19 protein-coding genes and 2 tRNA genes are annotated in these 23,383 nt (G+C 59.9%); 17 read left to right on the forward strand and 4 right to left on the reverse strand.

Annotated elements, in window-relative coordinates; genetic code table 11:
- Nucleotides 1-61 precede the first annotated feature (61 nt).
- The 7 genes from hfq (at nt 62) to LVW35_RS02555 (ending at nt 8,674) form a co-directional block, all read left to right on the forward strand.
- A complete protein-coding gene (gene hfq / locus LVW35_RS02525) occupies nt 62-322 on the forward strand; it encodes an RNA chaperone Hfq (protein ID WP_034105706.1) in 261 nt (86 codons plus the stop codon).
- Between the two features lie 12 nt (nt 323-334).
- Entirely contained in the window at nt 335-1,636 is a 1,302-nt protein-coding gene (gene hflX / locus LVW35_RS02530) for a ribosome rescue GTPase HflX (protein WP_233893565.1), read from the forward strand.
- A gap of 96 nt (nt 1,637-1,732) precedes the next feature.
- A complete protein-coding gene (gene hflK, locus LVW35_RS02535) occupies nt 1,733-2,908 on the forward strand; it encodes an FtsH protease activity modulator HflK (RefSeq protein ID WP_028615515.1) in 1,176 nt (391 codons plus the stop codon).
- Nucleotides 2,908-3,774 carry a protease modulator HflC gene (hflC, locus tag LVW35_RS02540; RefSeq protein WP_025857365.1) on the forward strand — a complete coding sequence of 289 codons (867 nt, stop codon included), beginning with the start codon at nt 2,908-2,910 and terminating at the stop codon, nt 3,772-3,774. The genes hflK and hflC overlap by 1 nt, the downstream gene beginning before the upstream one ends.
- Nucleotides 3,775-4,067: 293 nt before the next feature.
- On the forward strand, nt 4,068-5,255 hold the full coding sequence (locus LVW35_RS02545; RefSeq protein WP_233893567.1) for an ATP phosphoribosyltransferase regulatory subunit: 1,188 nt from the start codon (nt 4,068-4,070) through the stop codon (nt 5,253-5,255).
- Nucleotides 5,256-5,309: 54 nt separating this feature from the next.
- A complete protein-coding gene (locus tag LVW35_RS02550) occupies nt 5,310-6,599 on the forward strand; it encodes an adenylosuccinate synthase (RefSeq protein ID WP_233893568.1) in 1,290 nt (429 codons plus the stop codon).
- 140 nt (nt 6,600-6,739) lie between these two features.
- The gene (locus LVW35_RS02555) at nt 6,740-8,674 is read left to right on the forward strand and encodes a methyl-accepting chemotaxis protein (RefSeq protein ID WP_233893569.1); all 1,935 of its coding nucleotides are present in this window, start codon (nt 6,740-6,742) and stop codon (nt 8,672-8,674) included.
- Between the two features lie 93 nt (nt 8,675-8,767).
- Here LVW35_RS02555 and LVW35_RS02560 read toward each other — a convergent pair whose 3' ends face one another.
- The 4 genes from LVW35_RS02560 to LVW35_RS02575 form a co-directional block, all read right to left on the reverse strand.
- Nucleotides 8,768-10,333 (reverse strand): ABC transporter permease, encoded by a 1,566-nt coding sequence (locus tag LVW35_RS02560; protein WP_233893570.1) that lies wholly within the window; start codon nt 10,331-10,333, stop codon nt 8,768-8,770.
- A complete protein-coding gene (locus LVW35_RS02565) occupies nt 10,333-11,358 on the reverse strand; it encodes an extracellular solute-binding protein (RefSeq protein WP_233893571.1) in 1,026 nt (341 codons plus the stop codon). Before LVW35_RS02565 ends, LVW35_RS02560 begins: the two co-directional genes overlap by 1 nt.
- A 158-nt stretch (nt 11,359-11,516) precedes the next feature.
- Nucleotides 11,517-11,603 (reverse strand) — tRNA-Leu (locus tag LVW35_RS02570).
- Between the two features lie 152 nt (nt 11,604-11,755).
- Nucleotides 11,756-11,842, reverse strand: a tRNA-Leu gene (locus tag LVW35_RS02575).
- A 224-nt stretch (nt 11,843-12,066) separates the two neighbouring features.
- On the opposite strand from LVW35_RS02575, the gene rnr reads away from it, so the two are divergent.
- From rnr to LVW35_RS02625, 10 genes are all read left to right on the forward strand, one after another.
- Nucleotides 12,067-14,694, forward strand: a complete 2,628-nt coding sequence (rnr, locus tag LVW35_RS02580; RefSeq protein WP_233893572.1) for a ribonuclease R — start codon at nt 12,067-12,069, stop codon at nt 14,692-14,694.
- Nucleotides 14,691-15,455, forward strand: coding sequence for a 23S rRNA (guanosine(2251)-2'-O)-methyltransferase RlmB (gene rlmB / locus LVW35_RS02585; protein ID WP_233893573.1), 765 nt, complete (start codon nt 14,691-14,693; stop codon nt 15,453-15,455). Before rnr ends, rlmB begins: the two co-directional genes overlap by 4 nt.
- Nucleotides 15,456-15,655: 200 nt before the next feature.
- A complete protein-coding gene (rpsF, locus tag LVW35_RS02590) occupies nt 15,656-16,078 on the forward strand; it encodes a 30S ribosomal protein S6 (protein WP_003236224.1) in 423 nt (140 codons plus the stop codon).
- Nucleotides 16,079-16,106: 28 nt separating this feature from the next.
- The gene (gene rpsR, locus LVW35_RS02595) at nt 16,107-16,337 is read left to right on the forward strand and encodes a 30S ribosomal protein S18 (RefSeq protein WP_002551829.1); all 231 of its coding nucleotides are present in this window, start codon (nt 16,107-16,109) and stop codon (nt 16,335-16,337) included.
- Nucleotides 16,338-16,373: 36 nt separating this feature from the next.
- Nucleotides 16,374-17,267 carry a hypothetical protein gene (locus LVW35_RS02600; protein WP_233893574.1) on the forward strand — a complete coding sequence of 298 codons (894 nt, stop codon included), beginning with the start codon at nt 16,374-16,376 and terminating at the stop codon, nt 17,265-17,267.
- Between the two features lie 18 nt (nt 17,268-17,285).
- Entirely contained in the window at nt 17,286-17,732 is a 447-nt protein-coding gene (gene rplI / locus LVW35_RS02605) for a 50S ribosomal protein L9 (protein WP_003171376.1), read from the forward strand.
- A gap of 109 nt (nt 17,733-17,841) precedes the next feature.
- A complete protein-coding gene (gene dnaB, locus LVW35_RS02610) occupies nt 17,842-19,239 on the forward strand; it encodes a replicative DNA helicase (RefSeq protein WP_233893575.1) in 1,398 nt (465 codons plus the stop codon).
- A 96-nt stretch (nt 19,240-19,335) separates the two neighbouring features.
- On the forward strand, nt 19,336-21,639 hold the full coding sequence (locus tag LVW35_RS02615; RefSeq protein WP_028615522.1) for a YgiQ family radical SAM protein: 2,304 nt from the start codon (nt 19,336-19,338) through the stop codon (nt 21,637-21,639).
- 211 nt (nt 21,640-21,850) lie between these two features.
- Nucleotides 21,851-22,771 carry an NAD synthetase gene (locus LVW35_RS02620; RefSeq protein WP_233893576.1) on the forward strand — a complete coding sequence of 307 codons (921 nt, stop codon included), beginning with the start codon at nt 21,851-21,853 and terminating at the stop codon, nt 22,769-22,771.
- Nucleotides 22,768-23,217: a hypothetical protein gene (locus LVW35_RS02625; RefSeq protein ID WP_233893577.1), complete on the forward strand. Its 450-nt coding sequence runs from the start codon at nt 22,768-22,770 to the stop codon at nt 23,215-23,217. The genes LVW35_RS02620 and LVW35_RS02625 overlap by 4 nt, the downstream gene beginning before the upstream one ends.
- Nucleotides 23,218-23,383 lie beyond the last annotated feature (166 nt).

The raw sequence follows: 23,383 nt of genomic DNA on the forward strand, positions 1-23,383 counted from the left end.
ACGGCCATAAGCTATCTATTTTTCCGATTTTTTATTATTGATCCTTAAAGGAGTGCGACACATGTCAAAAGGGCATTCGCTACAAGACCCTTACTTGAATACTTTACGTAAAGAGAAAGTGGGGGTTTCCATCTACCTGGTCAACGGTATCAAGCTGCAAGGCACGATCGAGTCGTTCGACCAGTTCGTGATCCTGCTGAAAAACACCGTCAGCCAGATGGTCTACAAGCACGCTATCTCGACAGTCGTCCCTGTTCGTCCAATCCGCCTGCCTAGCGCTGCCGGTGATGACGTAGCTGACGCTGAGCCAGGTAACGCCTGATAGGAGTCTCCTTTGTTCTTTGAGCGCCACGGTGGTGGTGAGCGGGTCATTCTCGTTCACTTGGATGGACAGGACCCTGAGGCGCGCGAAGATCCGCAGGAGTTTCAGGAGTTGGCAAATTCGGCCGGCGCCGAGACCGTTGCGTTTTTTAACGTGCCGCGTCATCGGCCAACCGCCAAATATCTGATTGGCAGCGGCAAGGTCGAGGAACTGCGCGACCTGGTGCACGCTGAAGAAGCCGATCTGGTGATCTTCAATCACGTCCTCACGCCCAGTCAGGAACGTAACCTCGAACGAGTCTTCGAGTGTCGCGTGATCGACCGTACCGGTCTGATTCTCGATATTTTCGCCCAACGCGCCCGTACCCATGAGGGCAAGCTCCAGGTTGAACTGGCCCAGCTTGACCACATGAGCACCCGGCTGGTTCGCGGCTGGACTCACCTTGAGCGTCAAGGCGGCGGCATCGGCATGCGGGGGCCGGGTGAAACCCAGCTCGAAACCGACCGACGCCTGTTGCGGGTTCGCCTGCGCCAGATCAAGGGTCGCCTGGAGAAAGTGCGCAGCCAGCGTGAGCAATCACGACGTGGCCGTTCCCGTGCGGATATCCCTACCGTGTCCCTGGTGGGCTATACCAACGCCGGCAAATCCACGCTCTTCAACAACGTGACGAAGTCGGACGTGTACGCGGCCGATCAACTGTTCGCCACCCTCGACCCGACCTTGCGCCGTCTGGATCTGGACGACCTGGGGCCGATTGTCCTGGCCGATACCGTGGGTTTCATTCGTCACTTGCCGCACAAGCTGGTCGAAGCATTTCGGTCTACGCTCGAAGAATCGAGCAATTCCGACCTGCTGTTGCACGTGATCGATGCGGCTGAACCGGATCGCATGTTGCAGATTGAACAGGTGATGCTGGTACTGGGCGAGATTGGCGCCCAGGACTTGCCGATCCTTGAGGTCTATAACAAACTCGATTTGCTTGAAGGCGTTGAGCCACAAATCCAGCGCGATGAGAACGGCAAACCCCAGCGGGTCTGGCTCTCGGCGCGTGATGGCAGTGGCCTTGAGTTGCTTGAACAAGCCATTGCCGAGTTGCTCGGCAGCGATTTGTTCGTCGGCACCTTGCGCTTGCCCCAGCGTTTTGCTCGACTGCGTGCACAGTTTTTCGAGTTGGGCGCAGTACAGAAAGAAGAACACGACGAAGAAGGTGTCAGCTTGCTGGCCGTTCGATTGCCTCGCTCGGAGCTGAATCGGCTGGTCAGCCGTGAAGGCGTTGTACCGACAGAGTTCATCGAACAACACACTTTGCAATAAAAGCCTCCTAAAGCGGTTGTGCCGCAGTGGCAGGCATTCTGTAGCATTGGTCGGCGCGCCGTGGGTGCGTCTTTGCTTTATCAGATGGAGAGCGCTATGGCTTGGAATGAGCCGGGTGGCAACTCGAATAATCAGGATCCTTGGGGTGGTAAACGCCGCAATAATGGCGACCGCAAGGGGCCACCAGATCTCGACGAGGCCTTCCGAAAGCTGCAGGAAAGCCTGAATGGGTTGTTCGGTGGTGGAAAAAAACGTGGTGGTGACGACGGCGGTCGCACAAGCAAGGGCGGTGGCTATGGTCTGCTGGGCCTGGGTCTTGTCGTGCTGGCGGCCGTATGGCTGTACAGCGCCGTCTACGTGGTGGACGAGCAGGAGCAAGCCGTGGTGCTGCGCTTCGGCAAGTACTACGAGACTGTCGGCCCTGGCCTGAATATCTACTTCCCGCCGATCGACAAGAAGTACATGGAAAACGTCACGCGTGAGCGTGCGTACACCAAGCAGGGCCAGATGCTGACCGAAGACGAGAACATCGTCGAAGTGCCGCTGACCGTGCAGTACAAGATCAGCAACCTGCAGGACTTCGTGCTGAACGTTGATCAGCCGGAAATCAGCCTGCAACACGCTACGGAAAGTGCGCTGCGCCATGTCGTCGGTTCTACCGCGATGGACCAGGTGCTGACCGAAGGTCGTGAATTGATGGCCAGCGAGATCAAGGAGCGTCTGCAACGGTTCCTCGATACCTATCGCACCGGTATCACCGTGACCCAGGTGAACGTACAGAGCGCAGCCGCACCGCGTGAAGTACAGGAAGCCTTCGACGACGTGATCCGCGCCCGTGAAGACGAGCAGCGTTCGCGCAACCAGGCTGAAACCTACGCCAACGGCGTCGTGCCGGAAGCCCGTGGTCAGGCCCAGCGCATCCTCGAGGATGCCAACGGTTACCGCGACGAAGTGGTCTCCCGCGCCAAGGGTGAGGCGGATCGCTTTACCAAGCTGGTCGCCGAGTACCGCAAGGCGCCGGAAGTCACGCGTGAGCGTCTGTACCTGGACACCATGCAAGAAGTCTTCAGCAACACCAGCAAGGTGCTCGTGACCGGCAGCAAGGGTGGACAGAACAACCTGCTGTACCTGCCGCTGGACAAGATGATCGAAGGTGGTCGTAGCAGCACCAGCGCACCGTCCACCGGTTCCAATGCCGCTGCCAACGAAGCGAGCGCCCGTGCGGCCGCTGACTTGCTGCAACAGCAAACACGTACCAGGGAGAGTCGTTGATGAGCAATAAATCGCTGACCGCCCTGATTGTGGGCGTCGTCGTGGTCATCGCTGCCTGGAACTGCTTCTACATCGTGGCTCAGACCGAGCGTGCGGTGCTGCTGCAATTCGGTCGCGTGGTCCAGGCGGATGTCCAGCCGGGCCTGCATGTGAAAGTCCCCTACGTCAACCAGGTGCGCAAGTTCGACGCCCGGCTGATGACCCTGGATGCACCGACACAGCGCTTCCTGACCCTGGAAAAGAAAGCCGTGATGGTTGACGCCTACGCCAAGTGGCGCGTCAAGGATGCCGAGCGCTTCTACACCGCGACTTCCGGCCTCAAGCAGATTGCCGACGAGCGTCTGTCGCGCCGTCTGGAGTCGGGCCTGCGTGACCAGTTTGGTAAGCGCACCCTGCACGAGGTGGTATCCGGTGAGCGTGACGCGCTGATGGCTGACATCACGCGTTCGCTGAACACCATGGCAGAAAAAGAGCTGGGCATCGAAGTGGTTGATGTTCGGGTCAAGGCGATCGACCTGCCGAAGGAAGTGAACCGCAGCGTGTTCGAGCGTATGAGCACCGAGCGTGAGCGTGAAGCCCGTGAGCACCGCGCCAAGGGTAACGAGCTGGCAGAAGGTATCCGTGCGGATGCCGACCGTCAGCGCCGTGTACTGCTGGCCGAAGCCTATCGCGAGTCTGAAGAGGCCCGTGGTGATGGCGACGCTCAAGCGGCGGCGATCTACGCCAAGGCCTACGGCCAGGACCAGGAGTTCTACGCGTTCTACCGTAGCCTGCGCGCCTACCGTGAAAGCTTCGCGAACAAAACCGACGTCATGGTGCTGGACCCAAGTAGCGATTTCTTCCGCTACCTGGAAAAAGCCAAGTAATCAGCTCGCCACTGTGTAGGAAACACTCCGTCGGGCGGCTAAAACGCCTGGCGGGGTGATCCTTTCAGAAAACGGGTGTATGATGCGGCAGCCGGGAAATTCCCGGCTTTTTTGCGTCTGCGTGTTTGATTCGGCAGGCGTGACAGGATTTTCGAGGAAAGTGCCCGACGAGGCCGATTACAGGCCGTTCGTCACGTCGCTCTTGCGCGTGGTTTATGCAGGGGGCGGGCGTTTTCTGCTCTACTCAAGGCTCGGCCGAGGGCTGGCCGCCCGGATCAAAGGGGAATGGCGTAATGGCAACGGTAGACCGCTGGCTGCTGCCAGATGGCATCGAAGAAGTACTGCCACCAGAAGCTGCGCGCATTGAAGTAGCGCGTCGCCAGGTGTTGGATCTGTTCCAGAGCTGGGGTTACGAGTTTGTGGTGACCCCCCATATCGAGTACCTGGAATCCCTGCTGACCGGCGCGGGCCAGGACCTGGATCTGCGCACCTTCAAGGTCATCGACCCGCAATCGGGCCGGCAAATGGGTTTCCGTGCCGACATCACGCCGCAAGTGGCGCGTATCGATGCGCACACCCTGCGCCGAGAAGGTCCGAGCCGTCTGTGCTACGCCGGTAGCGTGCTGCATGCACAGCCGCGCGCGTTGTCGTCGTCCCGTAGCCCGATCCAGTTGGGTGCCGAGTTGTACGGCGATGCCAGCCCGAGCAGCGACGTTGAAGTGATCAGCTTGATGCTGGCCATGCTGCAACTGGCCGATGTGCCGGATGTCCACATGGACCTGGGCCACGTGGGGATCTACCGTGGCCTGGCCCGTGCGGCCGGTTTGTCCGGTGAAGTAGAACAACAGCTGTTTGATGCCCTGCAACGCAAGGCCATCGATGAAGTGATTGCCCTGACGGCGAGTGTGCCTGCCGATCTGGCTGACATGCTGCGTGCACTGGTCAACCTGTGTGGTGGCCGTGAAGTGCTGGTGGCCGCGCGTGAGCGCCTGGCCAACGCGCCGGCGCGGGTGCTGGCGGCACTGGACGACGTACTGGCGATTGCCGAGCAGTTGTCGGCGCGCTTCCCGGAGCTGCCGCTGTACTTTGACCTGGGTGAGTTGCGCGGCTACCACTACCACACCGGTGTGGTGTTCGCTGTATTTGTATCGGGTGTTGGCCAAGCCATCGCCCAGGGTGGTCGTTATGACGATATCGGCGCCGACTTCGGTCGTGCGCGTCCGGCCACTGGTTTTTCCACCGATTTGAAAACCCTGGTGACCCTGGGGCGTGCTGAGGTCGAGCTGCCGTCTGGTGGCATCTGGATGCCCGACAGTACGGACGCAGCACTCTGGCAGCAGGTTTGCCAGTTGCGCAGTGAGGGTCAGCGTGTCGTCCAGGCCTTGCCTGGGCAGCCATTGGCCGCCGCCCGTGATGCGGACTGCGACCGGCAATTGATTCTGCAGAACGGGCTTTGGCAAGTATCGCCACTGGCTTCTTGAGTTTTCCTGCCGGCCATCGCCGGCACCAAGTTTGCGCGAATGAGGACAAGTGTTATGGGTAAGAATGTCGTAGTCCTGGGCACCCAATGGGGTGATGAGGGCAAAGGCAAGATCGTTGATCTGCTGACCGAACATGCTGCCGCCGTAGTGCGCTACCAAGGTGGCCACAACGCTGGCCACACCCTGGTCATCGATGGCGAAAAAACCGTCTTGCACCTGATCCCATCGGGCGTACTGCGCGAAGGCGTGCAGTGCCTGATCGGCAACGGCGTTGTTGTTGCACCTGACGCCCTGCTGCGTGAGATCACCAAGCTGGAAGAGAAAGGCGTACCGGTGCGCGAGCGCCTGCGTATCAGCCCGTCCTGCCCGCTGATCCTGTCCTTCCACGTTGCGCTGGACCAGGCTCGTGAGAAGGCCCGTGGCGAGCTGAAGATTGGTACCACCGGTCGCGGCATCGGCCCGGCCTACGAAGACAAGGTTGCACGTCGTGGCCTGCGTGTGGGCGACCTGCTCAACATGCCGCGCTTTGAAGACAAGCTGCGTGAACTGGTGGATTACCACAACTTCATGCTGGTCGGTTACTACAAAGAACCGGCCATCGAGTTCGAAAAGACCCTGGCCGAGTGCAAGGAATACGCTGAGCTGCTCAAGCCGCTGATGCTGGACGTCACTGCCGAACTGCACGACCTGCGTCGCGCCGGCAAAGACATCATGTTCGAAGGCGCCCAAGGTTCGCTGCTGGACATCGACCACGGCACCTACCCGTACGTGACCAGCTCCAACACCACCGCCGGTGGCGTTGCGACCGGTTCGGGCGTGGGCCCGATGTTCCTGGACTACATCCTGGGCATCACCAAGGCTTACACCACTCGCGTAGGTTCGGGCCCGTTCCCGACTGAGCTGTTCGACGACGTCGGTGCCCACCTCGCCAAGCAAGGTCACGAGTTCGGTGCAACTACCGGCCGTGCTCGTCGTTGCGGCTGGTTCGACGCCGTTATCCTGCGTCGCGCTATCGATGTGAACAGCATCTCGGGCATCTGCCTGACCAAGCTGGACGTACTCGACGGTCTGGAAGCCATCAATATCTGCATCGGCTACAAAGACGCAAACGGTAATGATGTTGCCCCGACCGACGCCGATAGCTACGTCGGCCTGCAGCCAGTGTACGAAGAAGTGCCGGGCTGGACCGAATCGACCGTGGGCGCCAAGACCCTGGAAGAGCTGCCAGCTAACGCACGTAGCTATATCAAGCGTATTGAAGCGCTGATCGGCGCGCCGATCGACATTATTTCGACAGGTCCGGACCGTAACGAAACCATCGTTCTTCGTCACCCGTTCGCTTAATAAGCTGTTGATGTAAAAAGCAAAGGGTTCCTTCGGGAGCCCTTTGTCGTTTCTGCCGCATGGGCGGCACGACCCTTGCTTTGCTTCTTTCTTTCGCGGTGCTATCAAATTAATGGCACCCGTGGTGGAGGGATTCCCAGATGTCTGCCGTTCTCTCATTGTTACAAAGCCGTCTGTTGCGGCCGGTGTTCGTTACCCTAGGTATCGCTCTTTTGGTGCAAGTGCTGGTGGCAGTTGCCCTCACACGTAGCACGGTCTCGGCGCTGGAAGCCGATTTAGGCAATCGCCTGAGTGTCGACAGCCAGAAACTGTCTGGCGAACTGGCGCAGGCGGGCAAGGAAGTCACGTCCAGCTTGGAGAGCCTGTCTACCAGCACGCGTCAGCGTCTGACGGCAGGGCTTTCGACCCGCTTGCAGGAAGAACAGAAGCAACTGCGTGCGACTCTGGAAAAAGACCTGCAGGACTCCGCCAATGATATGGCGCAACTGCTGGCCTCGGTGGCGCCGCGTGCCATGTGGGACAGCGACGTGCCGACGCTGTCGGAGTTCGCCCGGCGTGCCCAGCGCAATCCCAACGTGCTGTTCGTGGTCTATGACGACGCGGCGGGTGAGCATCTGACCCGCTACCTTAACCGTGAAAACCCCATCAACCAGGCGCTGCTGGCAAAGGGCGCGGGTGACCGTGCACTGGATAAAGTGCTGGATGCGGCTAAGAGCGACCCTTCTGTTTACTACGTCGAAGCATCCATCAGCCCCAATGGGGTCGAGATCGGCAAAGTCCGCATGGGTGTTTCGACCGCGTCGGTTGAAGCGGATCTGCAAGCGCTCGACAAGCGTTTTGCAGCGCTGATCGCCAGCGGTGATCAGCTGGTAGGCGATAGCCTCAAAGGAGCAGCATCCGACAGCGCTGCCGCCATGGGCGCCCGCCTGCAATCCGCGCAGGCGACTGCCACCCAAATGACCGCCAACACCACCAGTGCCGTGCAGGACGCTGCTGGCACCTTGCGCTGGCGCATCGGCATGGGGCTTGCGCTGGTTGGTCTAGGCGTATTGCTGTTGATCGCTATCGTGCTGGGCCGCCGTGTGGTTACTCGCCTGAAGCTGCTGATCGCCGCCATGGATGATTTGGCGGCGGGCGAGGGTGACCTCACCAAGCGCGTGCAGATCAGCAGCAAGGACGAAATCGGCGACATGGCTTCGGCGGTCAATCGCTTCGTGGATAAGTTGCAGCCCATCGTGCGCGAAGCAGGGGATGTGGCCCAGCGGACCGGTGTGGAAATCGGCGCCATGACCTTGCGCAATGCCGGTGCCGACGCGGCGGCCGGCTTGCAGCGCGACGAAGTGGCCGAAAGCTTGCGCGCGCTGTCGCAAATGGCCGATGAGGCACAGGCCGAGAGCCATGCGATGCAGGCGGCATTGCAGCAAGTGGTGGATATTCGACAGGCCACCGACGAGAACTCGCGTACCTCGGCGCAGGTCGGCAGTTTGATCGAAGCGTTGGCGGGCCAGGTGCAGGCAGGTTCCACGGTCATCGAGCGTCTGGCCCAGCAAAGCCAGCAGATCGAAGTGGTGCTGACCGTGATCCACGGCATTGCCGAGCAAACCAACTTGCTGGCACTCAACGCCGCAATCGAGGCGGCGCGTGCCGGTGAAACCGGACGCGGTTTTGCCGTGGTGGCGGACGAAGTGCGGGCGCTTGCGAGCAAGACCCAAAGCTCCACCGGCGATATCCAGGCGCATATCGTGGCGTTGCAACAGGGCGCGCGTGAGGCGGTAGAAACCATCGGCAAGGCCGGGCGCCAGGCCAGTGAAGGTTTGCTGGTGCTGCGCGACAGCGTGCGCTTGCAGCAGACGGTGCAGGCTTCGGTGGAGCAGGTGCATGCCGCGATTGGCTTGGCGACGCGCGCGGCCGAACATCAGGCCCAGGGCGCCCATGCGGTGCGTGGTCGCGTTGAAGTGATCCACGCTCAGGCTGAGCGTGCTGCGCAGGCGGTGGTGGAGACGACGGCCAGTGGCAAGGTGTTGGATGGGTTGGCGGCGCAATTGAAGGCAAGCCTGGGGCAGTTCCGGGCCTAGCATCGCCTGTTCCGGCGTCATCGCGGGCAAGCCCGGCTCCCACCTTGGAATGCATTCCAAGTGTGGGACTCGGGCTTGCCGGCGATAGCGCTCTCAGCGGCTCAGATACATCCGGGTCGTCAGCAGGTACACCGGCAACCCCGACACCAGAATCAACAACGCCGCATAGGGCGCCGCCGCCGCAAATTCCACATTCGAAGTGTGCGCCCACACCGCCGTCGCCAAGGTATTCAACCCCGTCGGGCTGAGCAGCAGCGTCGCCGTCAATTCCTTCATCGCATCCAGGAACACCAGCGCAAACGCCGCGCCCAACGCTGGGAAGATGATCGGCAGCGTCACCCGGCAAAACGCGCTGAACGATGAAGCGCCGAGCGTGCGCGCGGCTTCTTCCAGTTGCGGGGCGGCCTTGTTCAAGGCGGTGCGAATCGGCGCCTGGGCCAATGGCAGAAACAACAGCGCATAAGCAATCAACAGCAATGCCGAAGTCTGGTACAGCGCCGGCACGTAGTGCAGCGCGAAGTACACCAGGGTCAGCGCAATCACCAGGCCGGGCAGCGCATGCAGCAGGTACGGCAAGCGTTCAGCCCAAATCGCCAGTTGGCCTTTGTAGCGCACCACCAATAACCCCACCGGTACCGCCAGCACCAGGCACAGTGCGGCGCCGCCCAGCGAAAGTGCCAGGGAAGACAGCAACGCCTCACCGATCTCGGCCACCGGAAACGCAGCCGACGAACCGACTGCCAGCCAATACCCGAGCATGCCCAGCGGAATGCCGCTGCCGATGATCGCCAATACCAGGCAATACACCTGACCCAGTGGCGCCCACTTGCCCAGTCGAACCTGCTCGGCATGCCGCGCCGCGCCCTGGCCGATGCGCACATGCCGGCCCTTGCCGCGTACGCGCAGCTCCAGCCACAGCAGCGTCAGGCACATCACCAGCAGCACCGCCGACAGCATCGCGGCATTCGCATTGCTGAATTCCAGTTCGAATTGCTGGTAGATCGCGGTGGTAAATGTCTGCAACCCGATGATCGACAGTGCGCCGAATTCCACCAGCATGTGCAGCGCGATCAACAGTGCGCCGGCCAGCAGCGACGGCCACAGCAGAGGCAAAGTTATGCGAAAGAATACGCCCCACCGGTTCAGTCCCAGGGTGCGGGCCGATTCTTCCAGGGAGGGATCAAGATTGCGCAATGTTGCCGCCACCGGCAAAAACACCAGCGGGTACTTGGACAGGCTCATCACCAGGATCGCCCCGCCCAGCCCTTCGAAGTTGGCACTCAGGGACACCCAGGTGAAGCTGCTGACAAACGCCGGCACCGCAAACGGGAGGCACAGGATCACGCCCCAGATGCGCCGCCCCGGCAGGTTACTGCGTTCCAGCAGCCAGGCCAGGGACAAGCCAATCACGCCACACGCCACCGTCACCCCGACCATCAGCGCCAAGGTGTTGCGCAGCAGCCCGAACACATACGGCCGCCAAAGCAGGTGCACCGCCTCAGCCCAGCCAGCTTGCCAGGCTTTGAGCCCGACATAGACCAGGGGCAGCAGGCTCAAGCCCACCAGGAACACTACGGGCAGCAACAGCCAGATCGAAGGGCGCTTGCGCCTTGGGCGCAACCCTCCACGCAAGGCGGGGGTGGGTAGCGGTGGGTTCATCAGTTCAAGCCAACGTCACGTTCCAGGTCCAGGGCTTCTTCGGCGTTGCCCAGGTCCGCTGGGGTGACTTTCGGCGGTTGCAGCTCGCTGAAAGGCTTCAGGCCGCGGTTCGATTCCATACCCTTGCGCAGCGGGTATTCGGCCGAGGTGTTGGTGATCACGCGCTGGCCTTCTTCACTGGCCATGAATGCGAGCAATTGCTGGGCTTCCTTGGGATGCTTGCTGGATTTCAGCGCCGCAGCCGAAGACACCGTGATCAAGCCGCCGGCGTCGCCATTGGTGAAGTAGTGCAGTTGGGAATCCAGGTTGGTCTTTTCTTTCTTCAAGGCGAACCAGTAGTAGTTGTTCACCAATACGGTGGCCACTTCGCCGTTTTCGACGGCTTTCAGCGCAACCATGTTGTTGCTGTACACCTTGCCGAAGGCGCGCAGGCCGGTCAGCCATTCTTCAGCCGCTTCGCGACCGTGCAGTTTGATGATCGCCACGGCCTGTTCCTGGAAGGCCCCGCTGGTCGGCACGAAGCCGACCTTGCCTTGCCACTCGGGACCGGCAAAATCCAGTACCGAGTTGGGTAGGTCTTTTTCCGCGATCAATTTCGGGTTGAACGCCACGACGCGGGTGCGCGCGGTCACGCCCATCCAGTCGCCATTGGCGCCGACATAATCCTTGGGCAATACATCGAGAGTGCTGGCGTCGATCTTGGCCAGCAGGCCTTGTTCGCCGAGTTTGTTCAGCGGTGGCGATTCTTCGGTGTAGATCACGTCGGCAGGCGAGCGATCGCCTTCTTCCACGACTTGGCTGGCGAGCTGGTTACTGCTGCCTTTGCGCACGTTGACGTGGATGCCGGTCTTGGCTTCGAAGGCCTTGGCGAGTTCATCGCCGACTTCTTTATGCTGGCCGTTGTACAGGGTCAGGGAAACCTTGTCGGCGGAATAGGCAGTGGGCGAGAGCAGGGTCAGGCCGAGCAGAGTGATGGTCAGGCCACGCAGAAGGGATGTCTTGAGATGGGTATCGCGGAGCATCATCCGGGTTGTTCCTCACTTGTATGCAACAAATACTTACAAGGATAAACGATAAAGTTTCTCAGGTGCGGGCGAGGGGGCAAATCGCCGGGATAGTTTCCGGCCAAGGTTTTCAAGCCCCGGAAACGAAAAAACCCGCTTTCGCGGGTTTGATCTGAATTTGGTGCCCAGGAGAAGACTCGAACTTCCACGACCTTGCGATCACCAGCACCTGAAGCTGGCGTGTCTACCAATTTCACCACCTGGGCATTATCAGCAGCGCTTGCGCTGTTGATGGGACGAACTATACGGAGGGCTTTTTGATCTGTAAACCCCTGATTCGAAAAAATAAATCAAGTTTTCTGTTAAAAATCAAAGGCCTGAAACGAAAAAACCCGCTTTCGCGGGTTTGATCTGAATGTGGTGCCCAGGAGAAGACTCGAACTTCCACGACCTTGCGATCACCAGCACCTGAAGCTGGCGTGTCTACCAATTTCACCACCTGGGCAGCATCAACAACGTTGCCGTCGTCGATGGCGCGCACTATACGGAGGGGAATTTAAGCTGTAAAGCCCTGCTATGAAAAAAGCCTGGAAAATTTCGCCAGTGGTCGTGCAAGGTGTGCGGCGGGGGCTGCAAAGGGCTTTTAAAGGCTTGTCGGCGTCTGAAATTTCCCGTTTCAATACGCGTATGCCAAACTAACCCGCATATAGACAAGGTGAAAACTCTCTAATGGCCGATTGGCAGTCCCTCGATCCCGAGGCCGCTCGTGAAGCGGAAAAATATGAAAACCCTATTCCTAGCCGCGAACTGATCCTGGCGCACCTCGCCGATCGGGGTTCGCCTGCTAGCCGTGAGCAGTTGGTTGAAGAGTTCGGTCTGACCACCGAAGACCAGCTCGAAGCCCTGCGCCGCCGTTTGCGTGCCATGGAGCGCGACGCTCAACTGATCTACACCCGCCGTGGCACCTACGCGCCTGTGGATAAGCTCGACCTGATCCTGGGCCGCATTGCTGGTCACCGAGACGGTTTCGGCTTCCTGATCCCGGACGACGGCAGCGATGACCTGTTCATGAGCCCGGCGCAAATGCGCCTGGTGTTCGATGGCGACCGTGCTCTGGCACGCGTTTGCGGCCTGGATCGGCGCGGTCGTCGTGAAGGCGTGATCGTCGAAGTGGTGTCCCGTGCCCACGAGTCCATCGTCGGCCGTTACTTCGAAGAAGGCGGCATCGGCTTTGTCGTGCCGGATAACCCGAAGGTCCAGCAGGAAGTGCTGATCACCCCGGGTCGCAACGGTGCCGCCAAGGTCGGCCAGTTCGTCGAGGTGAAAATCACCCATTGGCCAACGGCGCGCTTCCAGCCGCAAGGCGACATTGTTGAAGTGGTCGGCAATTACATGGCGCCGGGCATGGAAATCGACGTTGCCCTGCGCACCTACGATATTCCTCATGTCTGGCCTGAGGCTGTGCTCAAAGAAGCCGGCAAGCTCAAGCCTGAAGTGGAAGAGAAAGACAAAGAAAAACGCATCGACCTGCGCCATCTGCCGTTCGTCACCATCGACGGCGAAGACGCCCGCGACTTTGACGATGCGGTTTACTGCGAAGCCAAACCCGGCAAGCTGCGCCTGTTCTCCGGTGGTTGGAAGTTGTTCGTCGCGATTGCCGACGTGTCCAGCTACGTGAAAATCGGTTCTGCCCTGGATAACGAAGCTCAGGTGCGCGGCAACTCCGTGTACTTCCCTGAGCGCGTGATCCCGATGCTGCCTGAGCAGCTGTCCAACGGCCTGTGCTCCCTGAACCCGAAAGTCGATCGTTTGGCCATGGTGTGCGAGATGACCATCTCGAAAACCGGCGAAATGACCGACTACCAGTTCTATGAGGCGGTGATCCACTCCCAGGCGCGTCTGACCTACAACAAGGTCAGCACCATCCTGGAAACGCCGAAGACCAGCGAAGCCAAAGCCCTGCGTAGCGAATACGCTGGCGTAGTGCCGCACCTCAAGCAGCTTTACGCACTGTACAAGGTGTTGCTGGGCGCACGTCATACCCGTGGCGCAATCGATTTTGAAACCCAGGAAACCCGGATTGTCTTCGGTTCCGAGCGCAAGATCGCCGCGATTACCCCGACCACGCGTAACGATGCACACAAGCTGATCGAGGAATGCATGCTGGCGGCCAACGTGGCCACCGCCGAATTCCTGAAGAAGCATGAGATTCCAGCCTTGTACCGCGTGCACGACGGCCCGCCGCCGGAGCGCCTGGAAAAACTGCGCGCGTTCCTTGGCGAGCTCGGCCTGTCCCTGCACAAAGGCAAGGACGGCCCGACGCCGAAGGATTACCAGGCATTGCTGGCAAGCATCAAGGACCGTCCGGATTACCACGTGATCCAGACCGTCATGCTGCGCTCTCTGAGCCAGGCGGTGTACAGCGCTGATAATCAGGGCCATTTCGGCCTGAATTACGAGGCGTACACCCACTTCACCTCACCGATCCGTCGTTACCCGGACCTGCTCACGCACCGCGCGATCCGCAGCGTGATCCACTCCAAGCAGAACACCCCGCACGTCAAGCGCGCCGGTGCCATGACCATTCCGAAAGCACGGATCTATCCGTACGACGAAGCGGCCCTGGAACAGCTGGGCGAGCAGTGTTCCATGAGCGAGCGCCGCGCTGACGAGGCCACCCGCGATGTGGTGAACTGGCTCAAGTGCGAATTCATGAAAGACCGCGTTGGCGAGACGTTCCCAGGCGTGATCACGGCCGTGACCGGTTTTGGTCTGTTTGTCGAACTGACCGACATCTACGTCGAAGGCCTGGTGCACGTCACCGCCTTGCCGGGTGACTACTACCACTTCGACCCTGTGCACCACCGTTTGGCGGGCGAGCGCACCGGTCGTAGCTTCCGTCTTGGCGATACCGTGGAAGTGCAGGTCATGCGCGTCGATCTCGACGAACGCAAGATCGACTTCGGCATGTCCGACAAGCCGGCCGAGTCGCCGGGCAACCGTAAAAAACGTGGCAGCGAACCGACCAGCAAAGGCAAGGCCGCGCCTGCTAAAGCAGCGGCCGCCGAGCCTGCACCCGCCAAGGCCGGCCGCCGCTCGTCGACCAAGGAAAAGGCTCCCGAAGCCTACCGTCCAAGCGACGCTGCGGCGAAAAACGCCGAGCTGCGCAAGAGCCGCGAGTTGAAGCAGCAGTTGCTCAACGAAGCCAAAAGCGGTGGTAAAGCGGCGTCTGGGGGAAAGTCCCGCGGGGCCGAAAATCCGTCGAGCAAGCCAAGTAAACACCGTAAAGGCCCGCCCAAAGCGGGTTCGGCCCCCGCGAAAAGCGGCGGGTCGCGCAAACCTAAGGCCAAGTCATGAGTCTGGAAAAAATCTACGGCGTTCACGCCGTAGAGGCACTGCTGCGTCACCATCCTAAACGCGTCAAGCAAGTGTGGCTGGCCGAAGGCCGCAGCGAGCCGCGCGTGCAAGCGCTGGTTGAACTGGCCACCCAAAACAAGGTTGCCATCGGTCAGGCCGAGCGTCGTGAGATGGACGTGTGGGTCGAAGGCGTCCACCAGGGCGTGGTCGCGGACGTCAGCCCGAGCCAGGTCTGGGGCGAGGCGATGCTCGACGAGTTGCTCGACCGTACCGAAGGTGCGCCGTTGCTGCTGGTGCTGGACGGCGTGACCGATCCGCACAACCTCGGTGCCTGCCTGCGTTCGGCGGACGCTGCCGGCGCGCTGGCGGTGATCGTGCCTAAAGACAAGTCGGCAACCCTGACGCCAGTTGTGCGTAAAGTAGCCTGTGGTGCGGCGGAAGTGATTCCGCTGGTGGCCGTGACCAACCTGGCGCGCACTCTTGAGAAGCTCCAGCAGCGCGGCCTGTGGGTCGTGGGCACGGCAGGCGAGGCCGAGGTCAGTATTTATGACCAAGACCTCACCGGCCCGACCATCCTGATCATGGGCGCCGAAGGCAAAGGCATGCGTCGCCTGACCCGCGAGCATTGCGATTACCTGGTGCATCTGCCGATGGCCGGTAGCGTCAGCAGCCTCAACGTGTCAGTTGCCACTGGCGTCTGCCTGTTTGAAGCCCGGCGCCAGCGCGGTGCCAAAAAGGTAGTCGCTTCGCGCAAGTCTTAAGCTTCGAGCTGCAAGTCAGAAGCAAGGTGGTTGACCACTTGTAGCTTGCAGCTTGCAGCTTCCCCCCTGCTCCTCTACTATTGCGCCCCTTGCCGTCCTGGCAGGCACCGATGTGCCTCCCTGTGGCAAGATCCATAAGTGTCATTCACTCCTTGTCTGACCGTTTTTGAGCGGCAGGCTACAACCCGTAAGGAGCATTCATGCGTCATTACGAAATCATCTTTTTGGTCCACCCGGATCAAAGCGAGCAAGTCGGCGGCATGGTTGAGCGTTACACCAAGCTGATCGAAGAAGACGGCGGCAAAATCCACCGTCTGGAAGATTGGGGCCGTCGTCAACTGGCCTACGCAATCAACAATGTTCACAAGGCTCACTACGTGATGCTGAACGTTGAGTGCACTGGCAAGGCCCTGGCCGAGCTGGAAGACAACTTCCGCTACAACGATGCAGTGATCCGTAACCTGGTCATCCGTCGCGAAGAAGCCGTTACCGGCCAATCCGAGATGCTCAAGGCTGAAGAAAACCGCAGTGAGCGCCGTGAGCGTCGCGACCGTCCTGAGCACGAAGGCGCTGATAGCGCTGATAGTGATGACAGCGACAACAGCGATAACGCTGACGAGTAATCCACGGACCTTTTAAGGAGCCTATCAAATGGCACGTTTCTTCCGTCGTCGTAAATTCTGCCGCTTCACCGCTGAAGACGTGAAAGAGATCGATTACAAAGATCTCAACACTCTGAAAGCCTACGTATCCGAGACCGGCAAAATCGTTCCAAGCCGTATCACCGGTACCAAAGCACGTTATCAGCGTCAGCTGGCCACCGCTATCAAGCGCGCCCGCTTCCTGGCCCTGCTGGCCTACACCGACAGCCACGGCCGCTGAGACCGGGCAGTCGACAAGTAGTAAGGGATTGAATGCATGCGCGCCTTAGCTGAGTTCATCATGCGCGGTCGTGTGCAGGCCACTCTCGTAGTGGCTGGATGTGCAGCATTGCCGTTGTTGTATTGGTTGGCTGCCGCCGCTGGATGCCTTGTGCTCCTGCGGCGCGGTTTGCAGGATGCCGTTGGCATCCTGGCCCTGGGAATCGTGGCCGCCTTGATCTGGTGGCTGCAACTGGGCGAACCCAAAGTGCTTCTGGTGCTGCTGGGGTCGTCGAGCCTTGCGTTGGTTTTGCGCGCAAGTGAGTCCTGGGTCCGCACGCTGCTGGTCAGCGTGGCATTGGGGTTGGTGTTTTCGGTGTTGATTGACGCGGCTTTCCGCCCGCAGATCGAGGCGCTGTCGCAAGAGATCGTCAAGATCCTGCCGATGGCCCTCGGGGAACTCTACCAGCAGCTGTCGGTAGAAGAGCGAGCGCGACTGGCAACACTGATTGCACCGGCCCTGATCGGCCTGATGGCGGTAATGATGCAGATCGTCAGTTTGCTGAGCCTGATGCTTGGGCGGTATTGGCAGGCGTTGTTGTACAACCCGGGTGGTTTTGGTCGCGAGTTTCGCAGTATCAGAATCCCCGTGGGCCCGGCGATGTTGTTGCTGGCACTCATGGTGGTCGGACCGTCCTTCGGTTCACAAGCCACCTTGCTGGTGTTGTTTTGCAGCGTACCGCTGGTGTTTTCCGGACTGGCCCTGATTCACGGGCTGGTCGCGCAGAAGCGCCTGGCCAAGTTCTGGCTGGTGGGGATGTACGTAACGATGCTGTTATTCATGCAACTGATCTATCCGTTACTCGTGGTTTTGGCCATTGTCGACGGCCTGATTGATTTTCGCGGTCGTCTGGCGTCGAAAGACGCCGATAACGCGAACGGTGAAGGTTAAAAGTTAGAGGATTTTCACATGCAACTGATCCTTCTGGAAAAAGTCGCCAACCTGGGCAACCTGGGCGACAAAGTGAACGTTAAGGCCGGTTACGGTCGTAACTACCTGCTGCCATACGGCAAAGCCACCGCTGCAACCGCTGCCAACCTGGCCGCGTTTGAAGAGCGTCGTGCTGAGCTGGAAAAAGCAGCAGCAGACAAAAAAGCTTCGGCCGAAACTCGCGCTGCCCAACTGGCTGAGCTGGAAGTGACTATCACTGCCACTGCCGGTGACGAAGGCAAACTGTTCGGTTCGATCGGCACCCACGACATCGCTGATGCACTGACCGCCTCCGGCGTTGAAGTGCAGAAGAGCGAAGTTCGTCTGCCGAACGGCACCATCCGCAACGTAGGCGAATTCGACGTAGCCGTGCATCTGCACGCCGAAGTTGAAGCCACCGTACGCGTTGTCGTGGTAGCAGCTTAAAGCAAGCTAACTGACTGGCACCCCCGGTGTCAGGCGGTTAACATCGGGCACGATCCTGTTTACAGGTCGTGCCTTTTGTTTTTCTACACACCCCTAATTCCAAGTGGCCATGAACGATATTTCAGCTCCTGAGCAATACGATCTGCAAACCGCTGCCCTGAAGGTGCCGCCGCATTCCATCGAGGCCGAACAGGCCGTGCTCGGTGGTTTGATGCTGGACAACAACGCCTGGGAACGCGTGCTGGATCAAGTCTCGGACGGTGACTTCTATCGCCATGACCACCGCCTGATTTTCCGCGCCATCGCCAAGCTGGCCGACCAGAACTCGCCGATCGACGTAGTGACCCTGGCCGAGCAGCTGGACAAGGAAGGCCAGACCTCCCAGGTCGGCGGCCTGGGTTACCTCGGTGAGCTTGCGAAAAACACGCCGTCCGTCGCCAACATCAAGGCCTATGCCCAGATCGTCCGCCAGCGGGCCACGCTGCGCCAGTTGATCGGCATCAGCACCGAGATCGCCGACAGCGCCTTCAACCCGGAAGGGCGCACGGCCGAAGAGATCCTCGATGAAGCCGAACGGCAGATCTTCCAGATCGCCGAGGCCCGCCCGAAAACCGGCGGCCCGGTAGGCGTCAACGAGCTGTTGACCAAGGCCATCGACCGTATCGACACGCTGTTCAACACCGACGCGGCCATCACCGGTATTTCCACCGGTTATGCCGACCTTGACGAAAAAACCAGCGGCTTGCAGCCTTCCGACTTGATCATCGTCGCCGGCCGTCCCTCCATGGGTAAGACCACCTTTGCGATGAACCTGGTGGAAAACGCCGTGTTGCGCAGCGACAAAACCGTCCTGGTGTACTCCCTGGAGATGCCAGGTGAATCGCTGATCATGCGGATGCTTTCGTCCCTGGGTCGTATCGACCAGACCAAAGTGCGTTCCGGCCAACTGGATGATGACGACTGGCCGCGCCTGACCTCGGCGGTCAACCTGCTCAATGACCGCAAGTTGTTCATCGACGACACCGCGGGCATCAGCCCTTCGGAGATGCGTGCGCGGACTCGCCGCCTGGCGCGTGAACATGGCGACATCGCGCTGATCATGATCGACTACCTGCAGTTGATGCAGATTCCGGGTTCCAGCGGTGACAGCCGGACCAACGAGATTTCCGAGATCTCCCGGTCCTTGAAAGCCCTGGCCAAAGAATTCAACTGCCCGGTGGTGGCGCTGTCCCAGCTCAACCGCTCCCTGGAACAACGTCCCAACAAGCGCCCGGTGAACTCCGACTTGCGGGAATCCGGAGCAATCGAGCAGGATGCTGACGTGATCATGTTCGTGTACCGCGACGAGGTGTATCACCCCGAGACCGAGCACAAGGGCATCGCCGAGATCATCATCGGCAAACAGCGGAACGGCCCCATCGGCTTTATCCGCCTGGCCTTCATCGGTAAGTACACCCGCTTCGAAAACCTCGCGCCAGGCAGCTACAACTTCGACGACGACGAATAGTCCGTCTGCTCAATTCCGACCATTACCGTCGGAATTGGTCAAAATTTGTGCTATATTCCGCGCCCGCGATTTTTCATCTCAACACCGGTCACCGTCATGCAAACAGCCAAGCCGTTATTTGACTATCCCAAGTACTGGGCCGAATGTTTCGGCCCAGCGCCATTCCTGCCGATGAGCAGGGAGGAGATGGATCAGCTTGGCTGGGATTCCTGTGACATCATCATCGTCACCGGTGATGCGTATGTTGACCACCCGTCATTCGGCATGGCGATCATCGGCCGGCTGTTGGAGTCCCAAGGCTTCCGCGTCGGGATCATTGCCCAGCCGAACTGGCAGTCCAAAGACGACTTCATGAAGCTCGGCGAGCCGAACCTGTTCTTCGGCGTCGCGGCCGGCAACATGGACTCGATGATCAACCGCTACACCGCCGATAAAAAGATCCGTTCCGACGACGCCTACACTCCTGGCGGCATGGCCGGCAAACGCCCGGACCGTGCGAGCCTGGTGTACAGCCAGCGTTGCAAGGAAGCCTACAAGAACGTGCCGATCGTGTTGGGTGGCATCGAAGCCTCCCTGCGCCGCATCGCCCACTATGACTACTGGCAGGACCGCGTGCGCAACTCGATCCTGATCGACGCCACCGCCGATATCCTGCTGTACGGCAACGCCGAACGCGCCATTGTCGAAGTTGCCCAGCGCCTGTCGTGGGGCCACAAGATCGAAGACATCACCGACGTGCGCGGCACCGCGTTCATTCGTCGCGACACGCCAGTGGGCTGGTATGAAGTGGACTCAACGCGTATCGACCGCCCGGGCAAGATCGACAAGATCATCAACCCGTACGTCAACACCCAGGACACCCAGGCTTGCGCCATCGAGCAAGAGAAGGGGCCGGTGGATGACCCGGAAGAAGCCAAGGTCGTACAGATCCTGGCCAGCCCGCGCATGACCCGCGACAAGACCGTGATCCGCCTGCCGTCGGTGGAAAAAGTCCGGGGTGACGCCGTGCTCTACGCCCACGCCAACCGCGTGTTGCACCTGGAAACCAACCCAGGCAACGCCCGCGCCCTGGTGCAGAAACACGGTGAAGTGGACGTGTGGTTCAACCCGCCGCCCATTCCGATGACCACCGAAGAAATGGACTACGTGTTCGGCATGCCTTACGCACGTGTCCCACACCCGGCGTATGGCAAGGAAAAGATCCCGGCCTACGACATGATCCGTTTCTCGGTGAACATCATGCGTGGCTGCTTTGGCGGCTGCACCTTCTGCTCGATCACCGAGCACGAAGGCCGCATCATCCAGAACCGTTCCGAAGAATCGATCATCCGCGAAATCGAAGAGATCCGTGACAAAGTGCCGGGCTTTACCGGCGTGATCTCCGACCTCGGCGGCCCAACCGCGAACATGTACCGCATCGCCTGCAAGAGCCCGGAAATCGAATCCGCGTGCCGTAAGCCGTCGTGCGTGTTCCCGGGCATCTGCCCGAACCTGAACACCGACCACTCGTCGCTGATCCAACTGTATCGCAGCGCCCGTGCGTTGCCGGGTGTGAAGAAAATCCTGATCGCTTCCGGCCTGCGCTATGACTTGGCCGTTGAGTCGCCGGAATATGTGAAAGAGCTGGTTACCCACCACGTCGGTGGCTACCTCAAGATTGCCCCGGAACACACCGAGGAAGGTCCGCTCAACCAGATGATGAAACCGGGCATTGGCAGCTATGACAAGTTCAAGCGCATGTTCGAGAAGTACACCAAGGAAGCGGGCAAGGAGCAGTACCTGATTCCTTACTTCATCGCCGCTCACCCCGGCACCACCGATGAAGACATGATGAACCTGGCCCTGTGGCTCAAGGGCAACGGTTTCCGTGCCGACCAGGTGCAGGCGTTCTACCCGTCGCCGATGGCCACCGCCACCGCGATGTACCACTCGGGCAAGAACCCACTGCGCAAGGTCACCTATAAGAGCGACGCGGTGACCATCGTCAAGAGCGAAGAGCAGCGCCGTCTGCACAAGGCGTTCCTGCGTTACCACGACCCGAAAGGCTGGCCAATGCTGCGTGAAGCACTGACCCGCATGGGCCGTGCCGACCTGATCGGGCCAGGCAAGGACCAACTGATCCCGCTGCACCAGCCGAGCACCGACAGCTACCAGAGCGCGCGTCGCAAGAACTCGACGCCGGCCGGCAGCCACAAGGTCGCCAAGGAAACCACCACGAAGATCCTCACCCAGCACACCGGCCTGCCACCGCGCGGCAGTGACGGCAGCAACCCGTGGGACAAACGTGAGCAAGCCAAGGCCGCCGCGCAGGCGCGCAACAAGCAGGCCGCCAAGGAGCGTGCCGATGCAGCCAAGGGTAAGGGCGGCAAACCTGCGCGCAAGCCGGTGGTGCCGCGTTGATCGCAGTCTGAATAAGTAAATCGCCAGCCTCGTGCTGGCGTTTTGCTTTCTAGCCGATGGGTAGCCTGTTTGTTAAGGTGGCGCGCATTAAATCGCCTTCGCGAGCAAGCCCGCTCCCACACTTGAATGTATTCGCAAATCAAAATGTGGGAGCGGGCTTGCTCGCGAAGGCGTCAGTTCAGTCACCACCCATTTCAAGGAAGAACACCCCATGGGTAACCCCCTGGCCGGCATCGGCATGGACTCCAACCGCTCGCAGTTCATGGCGCGCCAGCGCATCGAAAGCCAGATCAACCTCCCGCGCCTGTTTGCGGCCATCGACGCCGATCCAGGTATCGTTGGCGCAGGCGTCGTATACATCGACGCCGACTTCAACGTCATTACCCTGCGCGAATTCAAGCCCATCTGCAGCATCAAGCCCAAGCGCATCATTTTGCGTGAAGCGCAGAAGTACATTGCGCCAACGCAGTTTGCTCAACATGTCGTGAGCAATCCTCGAGAGTCGCGACTGATTGGCGAAGCCGTGAATACCGGAATCTCCTGCTTGGGGGCGGTCATCAGTTGGGCTGCGATCGCCAGTGGAACCATTCTGGTGCCTTTCAGCGCTGGCGCCAGTTCCGTCATCGTTGTAGTGGGGTATGCGGCTGCCGGCGCGAGTACGCTTCAGTGCTTTAACGGCATTGCCCGAACAGCGCTGGAAGTCGCCAAACCTGAGGTCAAGGATTCGCTCGACAGTGAAGGCTGGTACCAGAATGCCTCCATCGTGCTGGACGCCGTATCACTGGCAGGCGTGGGCGCTTCGGCCTTGACGACGGTCAAGCTGGTCAGGGCCGCCAAAGCATCGACGGGCAAGAGCCTGCGTGATGTGCTTCGCGGTTTGAATCGCCAGGAAAGAGCCAAGCTGACGAAAGAGCTGCTGAGCATCAACCATCCCAGCTTGACCGCGAAGATGATCAAATTGAGGCAGGCGTCGGGCGAACTCACCAAGCGTTTCACCCCTACGCAGCTCAAGCACAGCACCACTACCCAGATAAAAGACGTCCTGGGCGCAAGCGTTGGGTTTGGCGGGAGTGCCTACTCCGGAAACGTCAACACCATCGCGATTGGACTCTACGAGGAGGTAAGCGAATGAGCGAATTGATGACGCTACGCGACTTTTTCAGGCAATACTTTCTGACGTTTATGGGCGGCGTATTTGCTGCGTGTTTTTCTTTGGCGTTGGCTGTGGCGCTGGCGTTCATCACCTATTTTCGTGATGCGCCCATTGCTCAAGTGGGGCTCAAGATCATGTCTGCCGGGGCGCTGCTCATTCTGTTGACGGTCCATAGCAACTTTATGATTTTGCGGGGCCGACCCTCCTGGGTGTGGATAATGGTCGGCATCTACGTCGTCTGTCTATTGTTTGTCGTCCCAATGCTTCAGTACCAGCCTCATAAAGTTCTCTATGGGTTGGCGCTGTTATTCCCGTTCCTTGGATTGTTAATACTTAACAGCAAGGTTCAACGAGAGATGCGCCAGAAGCTGCATGAGATCCGCCACCTACGCCAAGCCACGCTTGCCAGGCGCAAAACCGGCTAATTGGGTAGATTCCCTACCCACCTTCACACCCGCGCCACATATGGGTGCGTCACTTGCACCAGAGCATCGCTGTCGGCGCGTTTTGGTGCTGTACTGCACCGGATCTTACGATAAAGCGCAATGACCGCCGCTCTGGCATAAGTCTTGCGCGCTTTGTTCCCATGCC

Source organism: Pseudomonas sp. HN11, assembly GCF_021390155.1.
Taxonomy (GTDB): domain Bacteria; phylum Pseudomonadota; class Gammaproteobacteria; order Pseudomonadales; family Pseudomonadaceae; genus Aquipseudomonas.

Bases quoted from the DNA above. Each gene is read 5' to 3' on its own strand.
- hfq (WP_034105706.1), top strand. From the start codon at position 62: ATGTCAAAAGGGCATTCGCTACAAGACCCTTACTTGAATACTTTACGT.
- hflK (WP_028615515.1), top strand. From the start codon at position 1,733: ATGGCTTGGAATGAGCCGGGTGGCAACTCGAATAATCAGGATCCTTGG.
- hflC (WP_025857365.1), top strand. From the start codon at position 2,908: ATGAGCAATAAATCGCTGACCGCCCTGATTGTGGGCGTCGTCGTGGTC.
- LVW35_RS02545 (WP_233893567.1), top strand. From the start codon at position 4,068: ATGGCAACGGTAGACCGCTGGCTGCTGCCAGATGGCATCGAAGAAGTA.
- LVW35_RS02550 (WP_233893568.1), top strand. From the start codon at position 5,310: ATGGGTAAGAATGTCGTAGTCCTGGGCACCCAATGGGGTGATGAGGGC.
- LVW35_RS02555 (WP_233893569.1), top strand. From the start codon at position 6,740: ATGTCTGCCGTTCTCTCATTGTTACAAAGCCGTCTGTTGCGGCCGGTG.
- LVW35_RS02560 (WP_233893570.1), bottom strand. From the start codon at position 10,333: ATGAACCCACCGCTACCCACCCCCGCCTTGCGTGGAGGGTTGCGCCCA.
- LVW35_RS02565 (WP_233893571.1), bottom strand. From the start codon at position 11,358: ATGATGCTCCGCGATACCCATCTCAAGACATCCCTTCTGCGTGGCCTG.
- rnr (WP_233893572.1), top strand. From the start codon at position 12,067: ATGGCCGATTGGCAGTCCCTCGATCCCGAGGCCGCTCGTGAAGCGGAA.
- rlmB (WP_233893573.1), top strand. From the start codon at position 14,691: ATGAGTCTGGAAAAAATCTACGGCGTTCACGCCGTAGAGGCACTGCTG.
- rpsF (WP_003236224.1), top strand. From the start codon at position 15,656: ATGCGTCATTACGAAATCATCTTTTTGGTCCACCCGGATCAAAGCGAG.
- rpsR (WP_002551829.1), top strand. From the start codon at position 16,107: ATGGCACGTTTCTTCCGTCGTCGTAAATTCTGCCGCTTCACCGCTGAA.
- LVW35_RS02600 (WP_233893574.1), top strand. From the start codon at position 16,374: ATGCGCGCCTTAGCTGAGTTCATCATGCGCGGTCGTGTGCAGGCCACT.
- rplI (WP_003171376.1), top strand. From the start codon at position 17,286: ATGCAACTGATCCTTCTGGAAAAAGTCGCCAACCTGGGCAACCTGGGC.
- dnaB (WP_233893575.1), top strand. From the start codon at position 17,842: ATGAACGATATTTCAGCTCCTGAGCAATACGATCTGCAAACCGCTGCC.
- LVW35_RS02615 (WP_028615522.1), top strand. From the start codon at position 19,336: ATGCAAACAGCCAAGCCGTTATTTGACTATCCCAAGTACTGGGCCGAA.
- LVW35_RS02620 (WP_233893576.1), top strand. From the start codon at position 21,851: ATGGGTAACCCCCTGGCCGGCATCGGCATGGACTCCAACCGCTCGCAG.
- LVW35_RS02625 (WP_233893577.1), top strand. From the start codon at position 22,768: ATGAGCGAATTGATGACGCTACGCGACTTTTTCAGGCAATACTTTCTG.